The sequence below is a fragment of the Streptomyces sp. NPDC048331 genome, from assembly GCF_043201215.1.
Taxonomy (GTDB): Bacteria; Actinomycetota; Actinomycetes; order Streptomycetales; family Streptomycetaceae; genus Streptomyces.
The window spans coordinates 239,663-257,411 of record NZ_JBICYT010000002.1; the positions used below are offsets into that span (position 1 = coordinate 239,663).

Here is a 17,749-nt window from a genome sequence, read left to right on the forward strand (position 1 = left end):
CGGTCGCGCTCAGCCGTGTGTGAAGTGCGGCGGGCGCTTGTCCACGAAGGCGGACATGCCCTCCTTCTGGTCGGCGGTGGCGAACACGGCGTGGAAGAGGCGGCGTTCGAAGCGGACGCCCTCCGTGAGAGTGGTCTCGAAGGCTCGGTTCACGGCTTCCTTGGCCATCATCGCCACCGGCTTGGACATGTCGGCGACGGTTGTGGCCACCGCGAGTGCCTCGGCGAGCAGTTCGTCCGCGGGCACGATCCGGGAAACCAGCCCTGCGCGCTCCGCCTCTGCGGCGTCCATGGTGCGGCCGGTCAGGCACAGCTCCATGGCCTTGGCCTTGCCGACGGCGCGCGTCAGACGCTGGGAGCCGCCGATGCCGGGGATGACGCCGAGCTTGATCTCGGGCTGGCCGAACTTCGCGGTGTCGGCAGCGAGGAGGATGTCGCAGAGCATGGCGAGTTCGCAGCCGCCGCCCAGCGCGTAACCGGAGACCGCGGCGAGCGTGGGGGTGCGGAGCTGGCCGAGGCGGTCCCAGGCGGTGAACCAGTCGGAGAGGTACATGTCCATGTAGCTCTGCGGGCGCATCTCCTTGATGTCCGCGCCCGCCGCGAAGGCCTTGGCGGAGCCGGTGAGGACGATGCAGCCGGTCTCCGGGTCCCGGTCGAGTTCCTCCGCGGCGGCCACGACCTCCGTCATGACCTGGAGGTTGAGGGCGTTGAGGGCCTCGGGCCGGTTGAGGGTGAGGACGGCCACGCGGCCCTTGCGTTCGACCAGGATGGTCTCGTAGGCGGTCATGCGGGGGTTCCGTTCTGGTTCGTTCCGGCGGGGCGGAGGGTGCGGACGATCGCCGAGAAGTCCAGGCCCGCGCCCGCGCCTTCGGCGAACTCGGCATACATTTCGGCGGCCTTGAGGCCCAAGGGAGCCTCCACCCCGCCGGCCCGCAGGGCGTTCGCGGCGAGGCCCAGGTCCTTGGCCATCAGCGGAGCGGCGAAGCCCGGCCGGTAGTCGCGGTTGGCCGGGCTCGTCGGTACGGGTCCGGGCACGGGGCAGTTCACGGTGAGGGCCCAGCACTGGCCGGAGGCGGTGGAGGCGACGTCGTACAGCGCCTGGTGGTCCAGGCCCAGGCTCTCGGCCAGGACGAAAGCCTCGCTCACCCCGATCATCGAGACGGCGAGGATCATGTTGTTGCAGATCTTCGCGGCTTGGCCGGCTCCTGCCGCACCACAGTGCACGGCCTTCTTCCCCATGGCGCCGAGCAGCGGCTCGGCAGCGGCGAACTCGGTTGTCCCTCCGCCCGCCATGAAGGTGAGGGTCGCCGCTTCCGCGCCCACGACTCCTCCGGACACCGGGGCGTCCAGCCCCCGGTGACCGGCCGCGACGACGGCCTCGTGCGCGGCCCGGGCGTCGGCCACGTCGATCGTGGAGCAGTCGACGAACAGGGTCCCGGGGCGGGCCGCGGCGAGCAGCCCCTGTTCCCGGTAGAGGGAGAGGACGTGACGGCCCGCGGGAAGCATGGTGATCACCACGTCGGCCACGGCGGCGGCCTCGGCGGCGGAGGGCGCCGGCTCGACGCCGGTGGCGGCAGCGGCGGCCAGCAGAGCCGGTACGAGGTCGAAGCCGAGGACGCGGTGGCCGGCTTTGACGAGGTTGGCGGCCATCGGCCCGCCCATGTGTCCGAGCCCGATGAATGCGACGGTAGTGCTCACCAGACGACCTCCTGCGACGAAGTGGCCGCGACGAGCCCGAGCTCGTTCGCGTCGAGCGGGGCGAAGTACCGGTCCACGTCCGCCGGGGTGACGTCCTCAAGCGCGGCCGGAGACCAGCGCGGGTTCCGGTCCTTGTCGATGACCTGGGCCCGGATGCCCTCCACCAGGTCGAGCGAAGACAGTGCCGCGCAGGAGATGCGGTACTCCTGCTCCAGCACCCGCTCCAGCGGGCCGAGCCGGCGGGCGGCGCGCAGCGCGGCCAGGGTGACCTTGACCGCCGTCGGCGACTTGGACAGCAGGGTGCCCACCGCGTCCTTCGCGGCGGACGGGCCCGAGGCCAGGAGCCGGGCCACGATCTCCTCGGCGGTGTCGGCGGCATAGCAGCGGTCGATCCACTCGGCGCGCGCGGGAACGAGGGTCCCTGCGGGAGGCGCTTGCACGTGCCGCTCCAGCACTTCGTGTACGGATTCCACGGCCAGCTCCCGGGACAGCGCGGGCAGCGCCTGTGCCGGGACGAAGTGGTCGGCGAGCCCGCACAGCAGCGCGTCCGCGGCACCGACCGGAGCTCCGGTGAGTGCCAGGTGGGTGCCGAGCTCTCCCGGAGCCAGGGCGAGGAGGTAGGTGCCTCCGACGTCGGGGACGAAGCCGATGCCGGTCTCCGGCATGGCGATCTTGGAGCGTTCGGTGACGATCCGGACGCTGCCGTGGGCCGAGACGCCGACTCCACCGCCCATGACGATGCCGTCCATGAGCGCGACGTAGGGCTTCGGGTAGCGGGCGATCAGCGCGTTGAGGCGGTACTCGTCCCGCCAGAAGTCCGCCGAGGCGGTGCCGCCGGTGCGGGCGTCGTCGTAGATCGCCCGGATGTCCCCGCCCGCGCACAGGCCCCGGTCCCCGGCGCCCTCGATGACGACGAGGGCGACGGCGGGGTCCTCGGCCCAGGCCGTGAGGGCCTGCTCGATGCGGAGCACCATGGGGTGGCTGAGGGCGTTGAGTGCCTTGGGGCGGTTGAGGGTGATGTACGCGGCGTGGCCCTCGGTGCGCAGGAGGACATGGTCGCGGTCTTCAGGGGCTTCGTGTGTCATCGCAGGGTCTCCGTGAGTCCGCGCGCGACGATGACGCGCATGACCTCGTTGGTGCCTTCCAGGATCTGGTGGACCCTTAGGTCGCGGACGATCTTCTCGATGCCGTACTCGCTGAGGTACCCGTAGCCGCCGTGAAGCTGGAGGGCCGCGTCGGCCACCGTGTACCCGGTGTCGGTGGCGAACCGCTTGGCCATCGCGCACAGGCGCGGCGCCAGCGGATCCCCGGTGTCCAGTGCCTCGGCGGCCTGCCGGACCAGCGCGCGGGCGGCGGCCAGTTCGGTGGCCATGTCGGCCAGACGGAACTGGAGCGCCTGCGCGTCCAGGAGTCGGCTGCCGAAGGCCTCACGGTCGGCCAGGTAAGACAGGCTCCGGTCGAGGGCGCTCTGGGCTCCGCCGAGCGAGCAGGCGGCGATGCCGAGGCGGCCGCCGTTGAGGCCGTTCATGGCGATGCGGAAGCCGTCGCCCTCCGCGCCGAGACGCCGATCGGAAGGGATCCGGACGCCGTCGAGGATCACCTGGCGGGTCGGCTGGGCGTTCCAGCCCATCTTCCGCTCGTTGGGACCGAAGGAGACGCCCGGGTCCTCGCGCTCGACGACGAAGGCGGAGATCCCGCCCGGGCCCGGCTCGCCGGTCCGGGCCATGACCACGTAGACGTCCGAGGTGCCGGCACCGGAGATGAATTGCTTGACGCCGGTGAGCACGTAGTGGTCGCCCTGGCGTTCGGCGCGGGTGCGCAGCGCGGCGGCGTCCGAGCCCGCGCCCGGTTCGGTCAGGCAGTAGCTGCCCAGGGTCGCCGCGGAACAGAGTCCGGGCAGCCAGCGGGCGCGCTGGCCTTCGTCTCCGTAGCGGTCGATCATCCAGGCGACCATGTTGTGGATGGAGAGGTAGCCGGCGATGGACGGGCAGCCCGTCGCGAGGGTCTCGAAGACGAGCACGCCGTCGCTGCGGGAGAGGCCGGAGCCGCCGTGTTCCTCGCGGACGTACACGCCAGCGAGACCGAGTGCGGCCGCGCGGCGGATGACGTCGACGGGGAAGTGCTTGTCCTGGTCCCAGGCCACGGCATGGGGGGCGAGCTGCTCCTGGGCGAAGTCGAGGGTGACCTCGGCGAGGGCGAGCTGGTCCTCGGTGAGGGTGGTGGTCACGGCGCTCACCCCATCGTCGGGATGGTGAAGCTCGCGCCCTCCTTGACCCCGGAGGGCCAGCGCGAGGTGACGGTCTTGGTACGGGTGTAGAAGCGGATCGAGTCAGGGCCATGCTGGTTGAGGTCGCCGAAGCCGGAGCGCTTCCAGCCGCCGAAGGTGTGGTAGGCGACGGGCACCGGGATGGGCACGTTGACGCCGACCATGCCCGCACCCACCCGGCGGGTGAACTCGCGGGCGGTGTCCCCGTCCCGGGTGAAGATGGCAACGCCGTTGCCGTACGGGTGCTCGCTCGGCAGGTGCAGCGCCTCCTCGAAGTCGGCGGCGCGGACCACGGACAGGACGGGGCCGAAGATCTCCTCCCGGTAGACGCGCATCTGCGGGGAGACCCGGTCGAAGAGGGAGGCACCGGCGAAGAAGCCGTCCTCGTGACCGTCCAGGGTGAAGCTCCTGCCGTCGACGACGAGCTCGGCGCCCTCGTTGACGCCGATGTCGACGTAGCGGCGCACCCGGTCGAGGGCGTCCCGGCTGACCAAGGGGCCGAAGTCCGCGTCCGGGTCGTCGGAGCGCCCGATCTTCAGGGTCGCGATGCGGTCCTTGAGCGCGGCGACCAGCCGGTCGGCTGTGTCCTCGCCCACCGGTACGGCGACGGCGATGGCCATGCAGCGTTCGCCGGCGGAGCCGTAGCCGGCGCCAATCAGGGCGTCCACGGCCTGGTCGAGGTCCGCGTCCGGCATCACGATCATGTGGTTCTTCGCTCCGCCGAAGCACTGCGCCCGCTTCCCGTGGGCGGCAGCGGTGGCGTAGATGTGCGCGGCGATCGGCGTGGAGCCGACGAAACCGAGTGCCTGGACGCGGGGGTCCTCGAGGAGGGTGTCCACGGCTTCCTTCCCGCCATTGACGACGTTCAGGACGCCCGGCGGCAGACCGGCCTCCAGGAACAGCTCCGCGAGGCGCAGCGGTACGGACGGGTCGCGCTCGGAGGGCTTGAGGATGAACGCGTTGCCACAGGCCAGGGCAGGCGCGGCCTGCCAGAGGGGAATCATGGCGGGGAAGTTGAACGGGGTGATGCCGGCGACGACACCGAGCGGGGATCGCAAGGAGTGCACGTCGATGCCGGTGCCCGCGTTGTCCGTGAACTCGCCCTTGAGCAGGTGCGGGATACCTGCTGCGAACTCGACAACCTCCAGGCCGCGTTGCAGGTCGCCGTGGGCGTCGGCGACGGTCTTGCCGTGCTCGGCCGACAACAGCCGGGCCAGGTTCTCGCGTTCACCCTCGACGAGCTGGAGGAAGCGCAGCATGACGCGGGCGCGGCGCTGGGGGTTCCACTGCCCCCATTCGGCCTGCGCCTCCTCGGCGTTGGCGATGGCGGCCTCGGTGTCGGCGCGCCCGGCGAGCGGGACCCGGGCCTGGACGGCGCCGGTGTTGGGGTCGTACACATCGGCGAAGAGCCCGGAGGTGCCGGTGGTGTGCTTTCCGCCGATGAAATGGGTGAGTTCACGGACCATGGGTGCCTGCTCTCGTCAGGTTGGATCCGGGGATGGCACGGCAGGCCGGCGGACTGCACCCGGGTGTGGGTGCGCCGCTGCGGGGAAGCCGTGAGAACTACGAGCGCGCGAAATCGGTGTGTGCGTGCTCCGCCGGATCACCAGGGTCGTGGGTACAAACCGGTGCCATGCGTGTCTGCTCCATCCTCGTGGACAACACGGAACAATCCGCGGCCGGTATCCTGACTCCCGGATCCCCGCGCGCCGCCCGCCTTCCCGACAGACCTCGTCAGTGGCGTGTGGATGGCAGCACACTCCCCGGTCACAGTGGCGGGACCGTGCCGGTTTCTCACCGGCTTCCCTGCACCGCGGACCTTGTGCCACGAACATATAGTTGGACGTCCTAGTAAGTCCAGACCCACCACTCGGGCGGGCCTAGAGTCGTGGCATGCGCATCGTCTCCCTGCTCCCCGCGGCCACGGACATCGTGGCGGACCTCGGACTGGCCGCTGACCTGGTCGGGCGCACCCACGAATGCGACTGGCCGCCCGCGGCGGTCGCGTCGGTGCCCGTCGTCACCCGCGCCGAATTCGACGCGGACGCACTCAGCAGCCGGGAGATCTCCGCCGCGGTCGGTGGCGCGGCGCACAGCGGCTCGTCGCTCTACACCTTGGACACGGAGGCACTGGCCGCGCTCGCCCCCGACGTCCTGCTCACCCAAGACCTCTGCCGGGTCTGCGCGGTTTCCTACGAGAGCGTCTCCCGGGCGGTGCGCCTCATGGATGCCGGACCTCGCGTGCTGAGCCTGGAACCGCGAACCCTGGACGACGTCTTGGACTGCCTCGTCACTGTGGGCGACCTGCTGGGAGTCCGGGACACGGCCGAGCGCCGACGCACAGAGCTGCTCGGCCGGCTCGCCGGTGTCCGGCGCGCCGTGGCGGGCCGGCCGAGGCCGCGGGTAGTGGCCATCGAGTGGCTCGACCCGCTGTGGCCGGCCGGACACTGGGTACCGGAGCAGATCACGTACGCGGGAGGGAAGCCACTGCTGGCCGCGCCCGGGGAGCACACCAGGCCGATGACGTGGGATGCGGTACGCGCCGCGCGCCCGGACGTCATCCTGGTGCTGCCGTGCGGCTTCCCGCCCGAACGGACCCTGACCGAAATCAGCCTGCTCACCGCGCTGCCGGGGTGGGAGGAACTGCCCGCCGTGCGGGCGGGCGAGGTGTGGGTGCTGGACGGCCCCGCGTACTTCAATCGGCCGGGTCCGCGCGTGGTCCGGGGTGCCGAAGTGCTCGCCCACGTACTGCACGGGGCGCAGGCCGGAGACCCGGTGACCGAGGCGGAGGCGCGGCGGCCGGGCCGGGCGTAGCGTTGCCTTCCGGCCGAACACGGCCCGCCAGAACGGAACCGATGTGTTCACGCGATCACCTTGCTGGATCCGCTTCCGGCGCATGCCCACCAGGTCGTACGATGCGTTCTGCTCCGGTCCCACGCGGCGGGAGCTCACAATCGAATGCATGCACAACTGGGGGAAGCCGGTGGGAATCCGGCGCTGACCTGCAACCGTGAACGGGGCCGAAGGCACCGTGAGTCGGAGTACCCGGGGTGCGATGCGTACTGCTTCTCACTGTCATGGTCTGCAGCGCGAAGCCCCCACCCCGGGCCTGCGTCCCCTGCCCGTTTCCTCATGGAAACGGGCAGGGGACGGGCACGTGTGGCGGAGGGACCGTCGGCTCGGACCCGTCGCCCCTCTCCGGAAGAAGGCACCATGCGCCAGCTCCTCGCCCGCCGCTCAGTGATCACCACCGTCGCTGTCGGCCTCGCGCTCGCCACCGCTCCTGCCGTGGCCGAGGCCGCCCCCAAGCCGAACACGAACGCGGCCGTCAAGGTCAACCTCACCGTTCAGGGCCCCAACGGGCTGCTGTTCAAGGGCAAGATCAAGACCAAGGGCCACGACGTCACAACCACCACCGGTGGCACCCACAAGTGCGACGGCACCAACGGCGGCGCCAACCCGTCCAAGGTTCCGACCCCGACCGCGGCGCTCGACGACGCGGCCCGCCTGAACTACTTCGCCTGGGACGGCACTTGGTACGCGTCCTTCGACGACTTCTCCGTCGACACGATCAAGGACGTCAGCGGCGGTGGCTCCGCCTACTGGAGCATCGCGGTCAACGGCACCCCCACCCCGGTCGGCGGCTGCCAGTTCAAGCTCAACGCCGGCGACCAGGTGTCCTTCACCTGGACGTCCTTCTAGTCCCTTCCGAAATCCGTGCCACCTGGCTCACTCCATCGGTCAGCTAGCGCTTGCGTCCAGGACCGTTGGCCGCGCCGGGTGATGCTTCCGGCTGCTTTCCGATGACGCGTTGGGCCTGCTCGACCGCTGCTTCCAGAGCGCTGAGCAGGCCATACGACCGCTGGCGGGAACCATCGGGTGCCTTGCGGGAAGTCTCGGCCGGGACCTCGCCCGCCCGGAGCAGTGCACACATCGCCCCGGCTACCCGAGTCAAGGAGGTGAGCGCCTCCCGTGTCATCCGCAATCGCACTACGTGGGAGCCGAACTGGCGCCTCGAGGCCGCGAGGCTCTCGTACTCCTGCTCCGTGAGGGCGACCAACGGCACCCCGTCGACGATCACATGACGCGGCACGATCTTCGCCATCCCCGACCCTCCCGGCGCCATGGGTGAACGCCCTGCTTTCACGTTGCCCGTTCCTCCAATAGTGCAACAGTGCGGGTTGCGGGCTTCAGACCCGCAAACCCGCACTGCCGTCGAGATGATCAGGCGCCCCACCGCAGGGCGATGGTGTCGCCCACGTTGATGACCTTCTCGCGCAGGGCCCCGGCGAAGGAGGATCCGTCGACGCTGACCTTCCAGGTGTTCGAGCCGCTGTTGGCCTTGCCGTTGACCGTGGTGATCGTGCCGGTCCCGGAGGACGGGGTCACACCGGTGACGCAGCCCGAGGGGGTGGCCGCCGAGGTCGCGGCGGTGAGCACGTCGCCGAGCGTGGTGGTCGTACCGGTCGGTGTGAAGGCCACCGAGCAGACCTTGAGGTTGCCGGCCCCGTCGTCGACGGTCAGCGCCAGCTTGGTCGCCGTCCCCGCGGTGAAGGTGGACTGGGCGACCCACTGCGGGGCACCGGGGGTGACCGGGACGGGCGGAGCCGTGGTGAAGCCGCCACCGGCGACGGCGCGCAGCGCGTCGATGGAGGAGTAGGCCGAGGGCGTGGTGTCGGAGGGCTTGTACTTGAAGCCGCCCGCCGGCTTGTACTGGTTGGCGATGAGGAAGTCGACCGGGGTCTTGCCGCTGCCGGTGAGGAAGTCGCCCGTCTGGGGGTTGAAGCCGCAGGCGTTGAGGCCCGCGACGCCCCAGCCGTTGGAGCTGGTGTTGACGCCGTACAGGGAGTTGAAGGCGCCGCTACTGGAGACGAGGGTGCTCTTGAGGAAGTTCTTTGCCTGGACGACGTCGGTGTCGGTGTTCGGGACGCCGGAGATGCAGAGGGCAGCCATGGCGGCGCCGGTCATGTCGACGTCGCTCGCGGAATTCAGGACGGTGGGGTTGCCCTCGGCCTTGTTGAAGGTCCAGCCGCCGTCCACGTGCTGGTTGGCGCGGATGCGGGTGACCATGGAGTCGGTCAGTGCCTGCGGCACCCGCTTCGCGCCGCCCTGGGTCTTGGCGCCGCCCAGCGAAAGGGCTGCGAAGACCGTGCCGTTGAAGTTCCCCGACGGGCCGAAGTAGCCGGCCTCGGCGGTCTGCCAGTAGGAGTAGATGTTGGCTATGAGGTTGCGGGAGGCCGAGACCCGGGCCGGGTCGATGCCGGCGGCGTAGGCGTTGAGGGTGCCGCGCTCGTAGTCGGTGACCACCGGGGACGCCTGCGGCCAGCCCGCCGTCGACAGCAGGTTGCGGTAGACGGTGCGCGCGTTCTTCGTCGTGTCGCCAGCGGGGTAGACGTCGACGACGGCCGTGCCGGTGGCTGCGAAGGCGCTGAACGCCCACTCGTTCGACAGGCCGCTGCCCGCGTACGAACCATCGGCGGCCTGGAGGGACTTGAGATACGTCACGCCGTTGGTCTTGGACGTGGCGATCTGGGCGGGCGAGGAGGTCGCGAAGGCCGGCAGGGTCGTGAGGGCGAGTGCGCCGAGGGCTGCGGGCACCGCGAGCGAGAGGCGGCGCGGGGTACGGGTACGGGACATGGCCTGCTCCTGGAATGGGGGACGCCGACCTGACCGTGGCTCGTGCGGGCGGGCAGCCCGGAGCTCGGTGGCGGCCGTCCGAACGCGTGGTACGGCTGGTGATGTGCCATGCCGCATGGGCATTCGGGCTCGGTGACGGCCCCCTGCCGTCCCACACCGCTGCGCGTCAGCCCCGGATTCGCACCAGGTTCCCCCATGTGGCAGCCCAGGACGCTACCCGAGTGATCAAAGCTCCGCCAGCCGCTGTGCCGGGGACCGATCGAGCGCTGCCGGAGCCATGTCACATGAGACGCAGACCACCTTGACGCTGTCTTTATCCGCGTGTTCCACTCCGACTGATAAGCACTCAGCTCCAGGGGAAGCCGGTCGAATTCCGGCGCTGACCCGCAACCGTAGGCCCGGCACCGCCGGGCGAGTCGGAATGCCTGGAGCCGGATTTTGCAGCGAGAAACGCCGTCGCGGACTACGGCGTGGTTCGAAAGGGCTTCCCCGTGCGCCCACGGGCTGCGGAAGCCCTTTTTGCCACGCACTGGTCCGCCCGGCCGACACGAGGGGCCGTGGTGGGGACCGCACAGCAAGCAGAGCGACACCTGGGAAGCAAGGGGCTGCTGTCGCTCATATCGGCGGCGCTGCTGACCTTCGCCGCGAGCGTGGCCTTCGTGGGCGGGACGGTGTCCGCCTCGGCCGACCCGATCGAGCAGTGCACGGCCACCACCGGGGCGATCGTCGCCGTGGACTTCGGCCCGTTCGGCGGCAAGGTGGAGAAGGGCTGCGACACCACGCCCACCACCGGCTACGAGTTGCTGCAGACTGCTGGGTTCACCATGGAGGGCACCGTCCACGACGGCCCCGCGTTCATCTGCCGCATCGGCAAGGGCACCGGTACGCAGTACCCCACGCCGGACAAGGAGGACTGCGTCCTCACGCCCCAGGCCACCGCCTACTGGTCGTACTGGACGGCTTCGCCGGGGCAGCGGAAGTGGTCGTACAGCCAGCAGGGCGCCATGGCCCGCAACCCGAAGCCGGGCGATGTGGAGGCCTGGGTCTACGGTGGCACCGACATCGCCGGTACGAAGGGCAAGCCGTCCTTCTCCCCCGACGACATCCGCGGCTTCACCACCCCCGATCCGACCGTCCCGACGGCCCCGCCCACCGTGCCGGCCGGACGGGTCGATGTACCGGCGACCACCCGCTGGGTCACCGGGACGCTGACGGACGGGGAGCGCGTCGTCGACGAGGGCTCCACCACCCCGAACCACTTCCTCTCCACGGAGGCCGTGTTCGCCCTCGCGGCAGCGGACCGCAAGAGCCCGGTGGCGAAGAAGATCGCCGACTTCCTCGCCACGCCCGCGCAGACCGATGCGTACGCCTACCCGGCAGGCAAGGACGGCATCCCGGACGCCACCGCCGCAGCCCGGCTCGCGCTGGTCGCCGAGGCCACCGGCAAGGACCCCCGCACGTTCGGCGGGCATGACCTCCTCGGCGACCTCGTGAAGTACGCCTGCCCCCGCGACATCGGTGACGGCGAGACGGTCGAAGGCTGCTTCACCAAGGGCGACTTCCGCACGACCGGTCAGGCCGACGCCCAGGCCATGGCCGTCATCGCGCTGGTCAACGCGGGTATGACTCCTCCCCCCGGCTCCGTGGCCCGGCTGACCGTCCTGCAGTGCGAGGACGGCGGATTCACCAGCGTCCTCATCCGGCCCGGTAGCCCGGGGTGCGAGAGCGAGGCCGGCGCCACCGGCCTGATCACGCTGGCCCTGGAACGGGCGGGCGGCCACGAGGCGGTGCTCCAGAAGGCCCGCGGCTACCTGAAGAGGACCCAGCAGGCGACCGGCGCCTGGCCTGCCGTCTACTACGAGACGACCGGCAACCCGGCCGCCACCGGCTGGGCCGCGCAGGCTCTGCGCGCCCTCGGCGACGAGGCGTTCGCGGACGCCGGGGTCTCCTGGCTCTCCAAGCACCAGCTCCAGACGGGCGGATTCGGCTTCGCCGAGGACGACACCGAATCGAGGCTGTACCCCACCGCCACGTCCGCGATCGCGGGCGCCGGCAGCGATCTCGCCACGCTGACCGCAAAGCCGGCCGAACCGCCGACGCCGACGAACCCGCCGACCACGCCCCCGGCCGGTGAAGGGCCCGACCTGAAGAAGGGCGCCGCGTACCTGACCGCGCCGTCCCGGCTGGTGCAGGGCCGCTTCTACGAGAGCCAGCCCGGCAGTGGCTTCGCCGACTACGGCCTGACCATCGACGGCGCGTACGCCCTCGCCGCCACCGGCGGGGACAACACCGCCCTGCGCCGCATCGTCGACTTCATGGACAAGGGCGGCAAGGACGGCCAGAAGCGCGGCATCCACGACTGGACCCTCGTCGGCACGAAGTACGCGAACGGCGGCTCCATCGGCAAGGCGGCCGTACTCGCCGAAGCCGTGGGCCGCGACCCCCGGAACTTCGGCGGCCAGGACCTGATCTCTGCTCTCTCCAAGATCACCTGCCAGGCGAAAACCGACACCCGCCAGGAGTGCGCGGCCAAGGGCAACTACGCCTACGCCACCTCCGTCTTCAAGCAGTCCCTCGGCGTCATGGCCCAGCTCCGCGCCGGTGAGAAGGGCGCCGCGGCCGAACCCGCCACGTATCTCAAGAGCCTCCAGGCCCCCTCGGGCGCCTGGGTCAGCCTGATCGGCGAGCCCAGCGGCCCCGAGGTGGACTCCACCGCCATGGCCGCCATGACCGTGGACCTCCTGCCCGACGCCGACTCCCAGGCGGCGGTGGACAAGGCACTCGCCTGGCTCGCCACCCAGCAGAAGGAGGACGGCGGCTTCCCAGGTGCCTCCGGCAACTCCGTCAACTCCGCGGCCCTCGCCATCCAGGGGCTCTCCCTGGACGCGCCCAAGTACAGCTCTCAGATCGCCAAGGCCCGCAAGTTCCTGGCGAGCCAGCAGAACGGCGACGGCGGGTTCAACGTCGCCCAGGGCGGCCAGACCGGCTCCGACCTCCGCGCCTCCACCCAGGCCGTCGGCGGCGCAACCGGCATCTCCTTCGGCGCGCTGACCCGCGACCTGACCGGCACCACCCCCGAGCCCGTCCCCAGCACCTCTGGCGGAACGTCGGGGGGTACCTCCGGCGGCAACGGTTCGCCCGTCATCGTGACTCCGGGCGAGACCCATGGCGGCACAGGCTCCGCGGGTGGCTCCGGGGCGGGGGGCGGCGGCCCTCTCGCCTCCACCGGAGCCCAGGTCGGCACGCTCGCCGCCGCGGCACTGGCACTGATCCTCGGCGGTTGGGGCATCACCCGCGCCGCGAAGCGCCGCCGCGAGACCCCGGGAAGTGAGGCATGAGCCGCAACCGCGTCGTGCGGGCCCTGGCCCGGACGGCTGCTGCGCTGGGGCTGACGGTGGCGGCCTTCGCCGCCACCGCGTCCCCGGCCGGCGCCGCACCGCAGCCGATGGGCCAGTGCACCACCTCTTCGGGGGTCGTCCTCGCCGTGGACTTCAGCCACTGGGGCGGACCCGTCTACCGCTCCTGCGGCACCACCCCCACCACCGGCTACGAACTCCTCAACCAGGGCGGCTGGGCCACCACCGGCACCGGCCACGACGGTCCTGCCTTCATCTGCCGCATCGGTTACAGCGGCCACCAGGGCGGCAAGCAGTACCCCACCCCGCAGCAGGACGACTGCGTCCTGACCCCGCCCGCCTCCGCCTACTGGTCGTACTGGCACGCGAACCCCGGGCAGAACACCTGGGAGTACAGCCAGCTCGGCGCCATGCTCTACAAGCCGAAGCCCGGCAGCGTCGACCTGTGGATCTTCGGCGGGACGAACATCGAGGGCACCGAGGGCAAGCCCACCGTCACTCCCGACCAGCTCCGCGCCAAGAACACCCGGCCCACCGGGGGCCCCGCGCCCAAGGACACCCGCACGGCCGCACCGCTGCCACCGAATGTCAACACCGGTCCCAGGCCGGAGAACCCGCCCCCGAGCGCCCCTCAGGCCACGGCACCGCCGCCCAGCCCCACGGCTTCGGAAAGCCCCTCGGCCTCGGCGAGCCCTTCGGAGAGCGTCTCGCCCCTGCCCTCCACGCCACCTTCGTCCAGTGCTCCGGCCGTGGCCGCGCCCGGCCCCCAGGTGGTCGAAGCGGCGCCTGCCGCCGACGCGAAGCACGATGTCGGCTCGTACCTGCCCGCCGTCGTCACCGGAGCGCTGGTGCTGCTGATCGGCGCCGCGGCCGTGTACGCCGCCAAGCGCCGCCGTCGTACGGAGTAGCCGCGTGCCACGCACCACCACCTCGGCACAGGCGGCGAAGCCGCCCGTGTCCGGCCCCGCGCCGGACACGGGCGGCCGCCGACTGCCCCGCACCCTGCACCCCGTCGCCTGGTGGATCTGGGCCCTCGCCCTCGCCACCGCCGTCAGCCGCACCAACAATCCGCTGCTGCTGTTCCTCGTCCTCGCGGTCCTCGGCTACGTCATCACCATGCGCCGTACCGAGGCGCCCTGGGCGCGCGGCTTCAAGTACTACCTGTATCTCGCGCTGACCGTCGTAGCGATCCGGGTCACGTTCCGCGCGATCTTCGCCACCGGCATCACCCCGCGCGACCACTTCCTGTTCTCCCTGCCCCACATCCCCACCCCCGACTGGTACGCGGGCATCCAGCTCGGCGGCCCCGTCTCCCTGGAAGCACTGCTCTCCGCTGCGACGGACGGACTCAGGCTCGCCTGCATGCTGTGCTGCATCGGCGCCGCCAACACCCTCGCCAACCCGAAGCGGGCCCTGCGCGTCCTGCCCGGTGCCCTCTACGAACTCGGGGTCGCCGTCACCGTCTCCATCAGCGTCGCCCCGCAGCTCGTCCAGAGCGTGCAGCGCGTCCACCGCGCCAAGCGGCTGCGGGCCGGCCGTTCCAAGGGACTCCGCGCCCTGCGCGGCATCATCGTCCCCGTCCTCGAGGACGCCCTGGAACGGTCCCTGCGCCTGGCTGCCGCCATGGACTCCCGCGGCTACGGCCGCGCAGGCACCGCCACCCGTGGTTCGCGTCGCCTGACCGGCGCCCTCATGCTGCTCGGCATGTGCGGTCTGTGCGCCGGTGCATACGGGCTCCTCGACGCGACCGCGCCGAAGCTGCTCGGGCTCCCGGCCATGGGTGCCGGGGCCGTGCTGTGCTTCGCCGGGCTGCGCCTGGGCGGCCGCCGGATCACCCGGACCACCTACCGGCCCGATCCCTGGCACGTGGCCGAATGGGCGGTCGCCGGCTGCGGCGTCCTCTCCGCCGTCCTCCTCTTCGCGAACGTCGGCTTCAACGCGGCCGAGCTCAACCCGTCGATCTACCCGCTCAGCTGGCCCACCCTGCCGCTCGTGCCTGCGGCAGCGATCCTCCTCGCGGGGACTGCCGGCTTCCTGGCCCCGCCGCCGACCGCGCCGGCCCGTGCGGCCGTCCCACCCCAGCGCACCGAGGAACTCAAGTGATCCACTTCGACCAGGTCACCGTCCAGTACGAGGACACGGCCGAACCGGTCCTGCGCGATGTGAACCTCACCGTCGAGGAAGGCGAACTCTGCCTCGTCGTCGGCCACACCGGCGTGGGCAAGTCCACGCTCCTCGGAGCCGTCAACGGGCTCGTCCCGCACTTCACCGGCGGCACCCTCTACGGTCGCGTCCTCGTCGACGGCCGGAACACGGCCGAGCACCCGCCCCGCGAACTCGCCGACGTGGTCGGCGTGGTGGGCCAGGACCCGCTGGACGGCTTCGTCACCGACACGGTCGAGGAGGAACTGGCCTACGCCATGGAGCAGCTGGCGGTCCCGCCCGCCACCATGCGCAAGCGCGTCGAGGAGACCCTCGACCTCCTCGGCCTCGCCGACCTGCGCCACCGCGCCCTGCACGAGCTCTCGGGCGGCCAGCAGCAGCGCGTCGCCATCGGCTCCGTCCTCACCGCCCATCCACGGGTGCTCGTGCTGGACGAGCCAACCTCCGCCCTGGACCCGACGGCCGCCGAGGAGGTCCTGGCCGCCGTCACCCGGCTCGTCCACGACCTCGGCGTCACCGTCCTCCTCGCCGAACACCGCCTGGAGCGCGTCGTCCAGTACGCCGACCGCGTCATCCACCTGCCTGGCAACGGCCAGGTCGTCTCCGGCACACCCGCCGAAATCTTCCGCAGCTCCTCCATCGCCCCGCCCATCGTCGAACTGGGCCGTGCTGCGGGCTGGACGCCGCTGCCACTCTCGATCCGCGACGCCCGCCGGGCCGCAGCCCCCCTGCGGACCCGGCTGGCAAACACCATCCCCCCGCCGGTCCGGCCCGTCCCGGCCCCGGACCGACCGGAACTCCTCACCGCACGCGGCGTCGTCGTGACCTACCACGGCGTACCGGCCGTCCGAGAGGTCGACCTGACCCTGCACGGCGGCGAGATCACCGCACTCATGGGCCGCAACGGCTCCGGCAAATCCTCCCTCCTCTGGGCGCTCCAGGGATCCGGCCCGCGCAAGGCCGGATCGGTGGCCGTCAGCACTCCCGGCGACCCGAAGCCGCTCGACCCGCGGAAGCTGTCGGCCGCGGACGCCCGGCAGCTGGTCGGGCTGGTCCCGCAGACCCCCACCGACCTGCTCTACCTCGAGTCCGTCACACAGGAACTCGACCAGGCCGACGCCGAGTCCGGCGTCGCCGCCGACGGGATCCGGGCCCGCACCATCCTGGACCGGCTCGCCCCCGGCATCCCCGGCTCCACCCACCCTCGCGACCTGTCAGAGGGCCAGAAGCTCGCCCTCGTTCTCGCGATCCAACTGACTGCGGCACCTCGGGTGTTGCTGCTGGACGAGCCCACCCGCGGGCTCGACTACCGCGCCAAGAGCGAACTGATCCGCATCGTCGACGACCTCGCCGCCGAGGGCCGCGCCGTCGTGATCTCCACCCACGACGTCGAATTCGTCGCCCGCGCCGCCGACCGCGTCGTCGTCATGGCCGAGGGAGACATCGTCGCCGACGGCCCCACCGACGAGGTCATCGTCGCCTCCCCCGTCTTCGCCCCGCAGACCGCGAAGATCCTCGCCCCACTCCCCTACCTCACGGTCGCCCAGGCCGCCGCCACCCTCACCGACCACGGGACGGACCCGGCCTCATGACCGCACGCGCCGCAGCCATCCGCATCCGTGCACGCGCCGGGATCGTCATCGCCATGGCGGCCTTCCTCGGCATCGTCGCCTTCTTCTGGCCCTTCCTCGTGGCCCCGGGAAAATTCGGGTCGAACTACGCCCCGCCGCTCATCTTCGGAGTCCTCCTCGCCATCGTGCTGTGCGTGGTGATCTCCGAAATCGCCGAAGGCGGCATCAACTCCAAGGCCCTCGCCATGCTCGGCGTACTCTCCGCGGTGAACGCCGCGATCCGCCCGCTGGGCGCGGGCACGGCCGGCATCGAGACGGTGTTCTTCATCCTCGTCCTGGCCGGCCGGGTCTACGGCCCGGGCTTCGGCTTCACCCTGGGCTGCACCTCGCTCTTCGCCTCCGCCCTCATCACGGGCGGGGTCGGGCCCTGGATGCCGTACCAGATGTTCGGCTGCGCCTTCGTCGGCATGCTCGCCGGCTTCCTCCCCAAGGCCGCCGGCCGGAAGGAGGTGGCCATGCTCGCCGTCTACGGATCCGTCTCCGGCTACCTCTTCGGCTTCCTCCTCAACCTCTCCTTCTGGCCCTTCTCCCTCGACCCCAACAGCTCCATCGCCTACCTCCCCGGCCTTCCCTTCACCGAGCAGTTCCACCGCTACCTCGCCTTCGACCTCGCCACCTCCCTCGGCTGGGACACCGGCCGCGCCGTCACCAACTTCGTCTGCATCTGCCTGGCCGGCCCCGCCGTCCTCACCGTCTTCCGCCGCGCCGCACGCAAAGCCCGCTTCCAAGCCCCGATCCGCTTCAAACCCAGCACCCCGGCTGAGAACTGAGCTGCAACGCCCGCCGCCGATGACCTGCCACAGCACGGGGCCGGGAGGGGCGACCGGGCGCCTGCCCGAAACTGAGGAGTCCGGGCAGGATCGCGTCGTCATGCCTGTCCGGTGGTGGGACGCAGTTCGCGTTCGAGGGCGGACAGGGCGAACGCGTGCGCGGAGGTGTGCTCCCAGCGGGACCGTCCGAACATCACGTCTTCGGAGATCCCGCTCAGCATCGCCACGG

General features: G+C 71.2%; 15 protein-coding genes and 4 riboswitches. Of the genes, 7 read left to right on the top strand and 8 right to left on the bottom strand.

The window, feature by feature from the left end:
• Positions 1-9: 9 nt before the first annotated feature.
• Genes ACGFYY_RS04600 through ACGFYY_RS04620 form a run of 5 tightly spaced genes read right to left on the bottom strand, consistent with a single transcriptional unit; the run spans position 10 to position 5,429 of the window.
• A complete protein-coding gene (locus ACGFYY_RS04600; protein WP_393707070.1) occupies positions 10-786 on the bottom strand; it encodes an enoyl-CoA hydratase in 777 nt (258 codons plus the stop codon).
• Positions 783-1,697, bottom strand: a complete 915-nt coding sequence (gene mmsB, locus ACGFYY_RS04605) for a 3-hydroxyisobutyrate dehydrogenase (RefSeq protein WP_393707071.1) — start codon at positions 1,695-1,697, stop codon at positions 783-785. Before mmsB ends, ACGFYY_RS04600 begins: the two co-directional genes overlap by 4 nt.
• Positions 1,694-2,782, bottom strand: coding sequence for an enoyl-CoA hydratase/isomerase family protein (locus tag ACGFYY_RS04610; protein ID WP_393707072.1), 1,089 nt, complete (start codon positions 2,780-2,782; stop codon positions 1,694-1,696). Before ACGFYY_RS04610 ends, mmsB begins: the two co-directional genes overlap by 4 nt.
• The gene (locus ACGFYY_RS04615; RefSeq protein WP_393707073.1) at positions 2,779-3,933 is read right to left on the bottom strand and encodes an acyl-CoA dehydrogenase family protein; all 1,155 of its coding nucleotides are present in this window, start codon (positions 3,931-3,933) and stop codon (positions 2,779-2,781) included. Before ACGFYY_RS04615 ends, ACGFYY_RS04610 begins: the two co-directional genes overlap by 4 nt.
• Complete coding sequence (locus ACGFYY_RS04620; RefSeq protein ID WP_393707074.1) at positions 3,930-5,429, bottom strand: CoA-acylating methylmalonate-semialdehyde dehydrogenase; 1,500 nt, start codon at positions 5,427-5,429, stop codon at positions 3,930-3,932. The genes ACGFYY_RS04615 and ACGFYY_RS04620 overlap by 4 nt, the downstream gene beginning before the upstream one ends.
• Before the next feature lie 193 nt (positions 5,430-5,622).
• A riboswitch (cobalamin riboswitch) is annotated at positions 5,623-5,808 on the bottom strand.
• A gap of 48 nt (positions 5,809-5,856) precedes the next feature.
• On the opposite strand from ACGFYY_RS04620, the gene ACGFYY_RS04625 reads away from it, so the two are divergent.
• Both ACGFYY_RS04625 and ACGFYY_RS04630 read left to right on the top strand, forming a co-directional pair.
• Positions 5,857-6,777 carry a cobalamin-binding protein gene (locus ACGFYY_RS04625; RefSeq protein ID WP_393707075.1) on the top strand — a complete coding sequence of 307 codons (921 nt, stop codon included), beginning with the start codon at positions 5,857-5,859 and terminating at the stop codon, positions 6,775-6,777.
• A 159-nt stretch (positions 6,778-6,936) separates the two neighbouring features.
• A riboswitch (cobalamin riboswitch) is annotated at positions 6,937-7,010 on the top strand.
• 166 nt (positions 7,011-7,176) lie between these two features.
• Positions 7,177-7,665, top strand: coding sequence for a DUF4430 domain-containing protein (locus ACGFYY_RS04630; RefSeq protein WP_393707076.1), 489 nt, complete (start codon positions 7,177-7,179; stop codon positions 7,663-7,665).
• A gap of 43 nt (positions 7,666-7,708) precedes the next feature.
• Here ACGFYY_RS04630 and ACGFYY_RS04635 read toward each other — a convergent pair whose 3' ends face one another.
• On the bottom strand, positions 7,709-8,068 hold the full coding sequence (locus ACGFYY_RS04635; protein ID WP_393707077.1) for a hypothetical protein: 360 nt from the start codon (positions 8,066-8,068) through the stop codon (positions 7,709-7,711).
• Between the two features lie 119 nt (positions 8,069-8,187).
• Positions 8,188-9,600: a hypothetical protein gene (locus ACGFYY_RS04640; protein ID WP_393707078.1), complete on the bottom strand. Its 1,413-nt coding sequence runs from the start codon at positions 9,598-9,600 to the stop codon at positions 8,188-8,190.
• A gap of 96 nt (positions 9,601-9,696) precedes the next feature.
• Positions 9,697-9,836, bottom strand: a riboswitch (cobalamin riboswitch).
• A gap of 120 nt (positions 9,837-9,956) precedes the next feature.
• Positions 9,957-10,026: riboswitch (cobalamin riboswitch) on the top strand.
• Positions 10,027-10,160: 134 nt separating this feature from the next.
• Here ACGFYY_RS04640 and ACGFYY_RS04645 point away from each other — a divergent pair.
• Genes ACGFYY_RS04645 through ACGFYY_RS04665 form a run of 5 tightly spaced genes read left to right on the top strand, consistent with a single transcriptional unit; the run spans position 10,161 to position 17,520 of the window.
• A complete protein-coding gene (locus ACGFYY_RS04645) occupies positions 10,161-12,938 on the top strand; it encodes a prenyltransferase/squalene oxidase repeat-containing protein (RefSeq protein ID WP_393707079.1) in 2,778 nt (925 codons plus the stop codon).
• Positions 12,935-13,864 (top strand): hypothetical protein, encoded by a 930-nt coding sequence (locus ACGFYY_RS04650; protein WP_393707080.1) that lies wholly within the window; start codon positions 12,935-12,937, stop codon positions 13,862-13,864. Before ACGFYY_RS04645 ends, ACGFYY_RS04650 begins: the two co-directional genes overlap by 4 nt.
• Positions 13,865-13,868: 4 nt before the next feature.
• On the top strand, positions 13,869-15,059 hold the full coding sequence (locus ACGFYY_RS04655) for an energy-coupling factor transporter transmembrane component T (RefSeq protein WP_393707081.1): 1,191 nt from the start codon (positions 13,869-13,871) through the stop codon (positions 15,057-15,059).
• Positions 15,056-16,711, top strand: a complete 1,656-nt coding sequence (locus ACGFYY_RS04660; protein WP_393707082.1) for an ABC transporter ATP-binding protein — start codon at positions 15,056-15,058, stop codon at positions 16,709-16,711. The genes ACGFYY_RS04655 and ACGFYY_RS04660 overlap by 4 nt, the downstream gene beginning before the upstream one ends.
• Positions 16,708-17,520, top strand: a complete 813-nt coding sequence (locus ACGFYY_RS04665; RefSeq protein ID WP_393707083.1) for an ECF transporter S component — start codon at positions 16,708-16,710, stop codon at positions 17,518-17,520. The genes ACGFYY_RS04660 and ACGFYY_RS04665 overlap by 4 nt, the downstream gene beginning before the upstream one ends.
• Positions 17,521-17,618: 98 nt before the next feature.
• On the opposite strand, the gene ACGFYY_RS04670 is transcribed toward ACGFYY_RS04665, so the two are convergent.
• Positions 17,619-17,747, bottom strand: a complete 129-nt coding sequence (locus ACGFYY_RS04670) for a hypothetical protein (protein ID WP_393707084.1) — start codon at positions 17,745-17,747, stop codon at positions 17,619-17,621.
• Between the last annotated feature and the right edge of the window lie 2 nt (positions 17,748-17,749).

Bases quoted from the DNA above. Each gene is read 5' to 3' on its own strand.
- ACGFYY_RS04600 (WP_393707070.1), bottom strand. From the start codon at position 786: ATGACCGCCTACGAGACCATCCTGGTCGAACGCAAGGGCCGCGTGGCC.
- ACGFYY_RS04630 (WP_393707076.1), top strand. From the start codon at position 7,177: ATGCGCCAGCTCCTCGCCCGCCGCTCAGTGATCACCACCGTCGCTGTC.
- ACGFYY_RS04625 (WP_393707075.1), top strand. From the start codon at position 5,857: ATGCGCATCGTCTCCCTGCTCCCCGCGGCCACGGACATCGTGGCGGAC.
- ACGFYY_RS04640 (WP_393707078.1), bottom strand. From the start codon at position 9,600: ATGTCCCGTACCCGTACCCCGCGCCGCCTCTCGCTCGCGGTGCCCGCA.
- ACGFYY_RS04665 (WP_393707083.1), top strand. From the start codon at position 16,708: ATGACCGCACGCGCCGCAGCCATCCGCATCCGTGCACGCGCCGGGATC.
- ACGFYY_RS04620 (WP_393707074.1), bottom strand. From the start codon at position 5,429: ATGGTCCGTGAACTCACCCATTTCATCGGCGGAAAGCACACCACCGGC.
- ACGFYY_RS04610 (WP_393707072.1), bottom strand. From the start codon at position 2,782: ATGACACACGAAGCCCCTGAAGACCGCGACCATGTCCTCCTGCGCACC.
- ACGFYY_RS04650 (WP_393707080.1), top strand. From the start codon at position 12,935: ATGAGCCGCAACCGCGTCGTGCGGGCCCTGGCCCGGACGGCTGCTGCG.
- ACGFYY_RS04635 (WP_393707077.1), bottom strand. From the start codon at position 8,068: ATGGCGAAGATCGTGCCGCGTCATGTGATCGTCGACGGGGTGCCGTTG.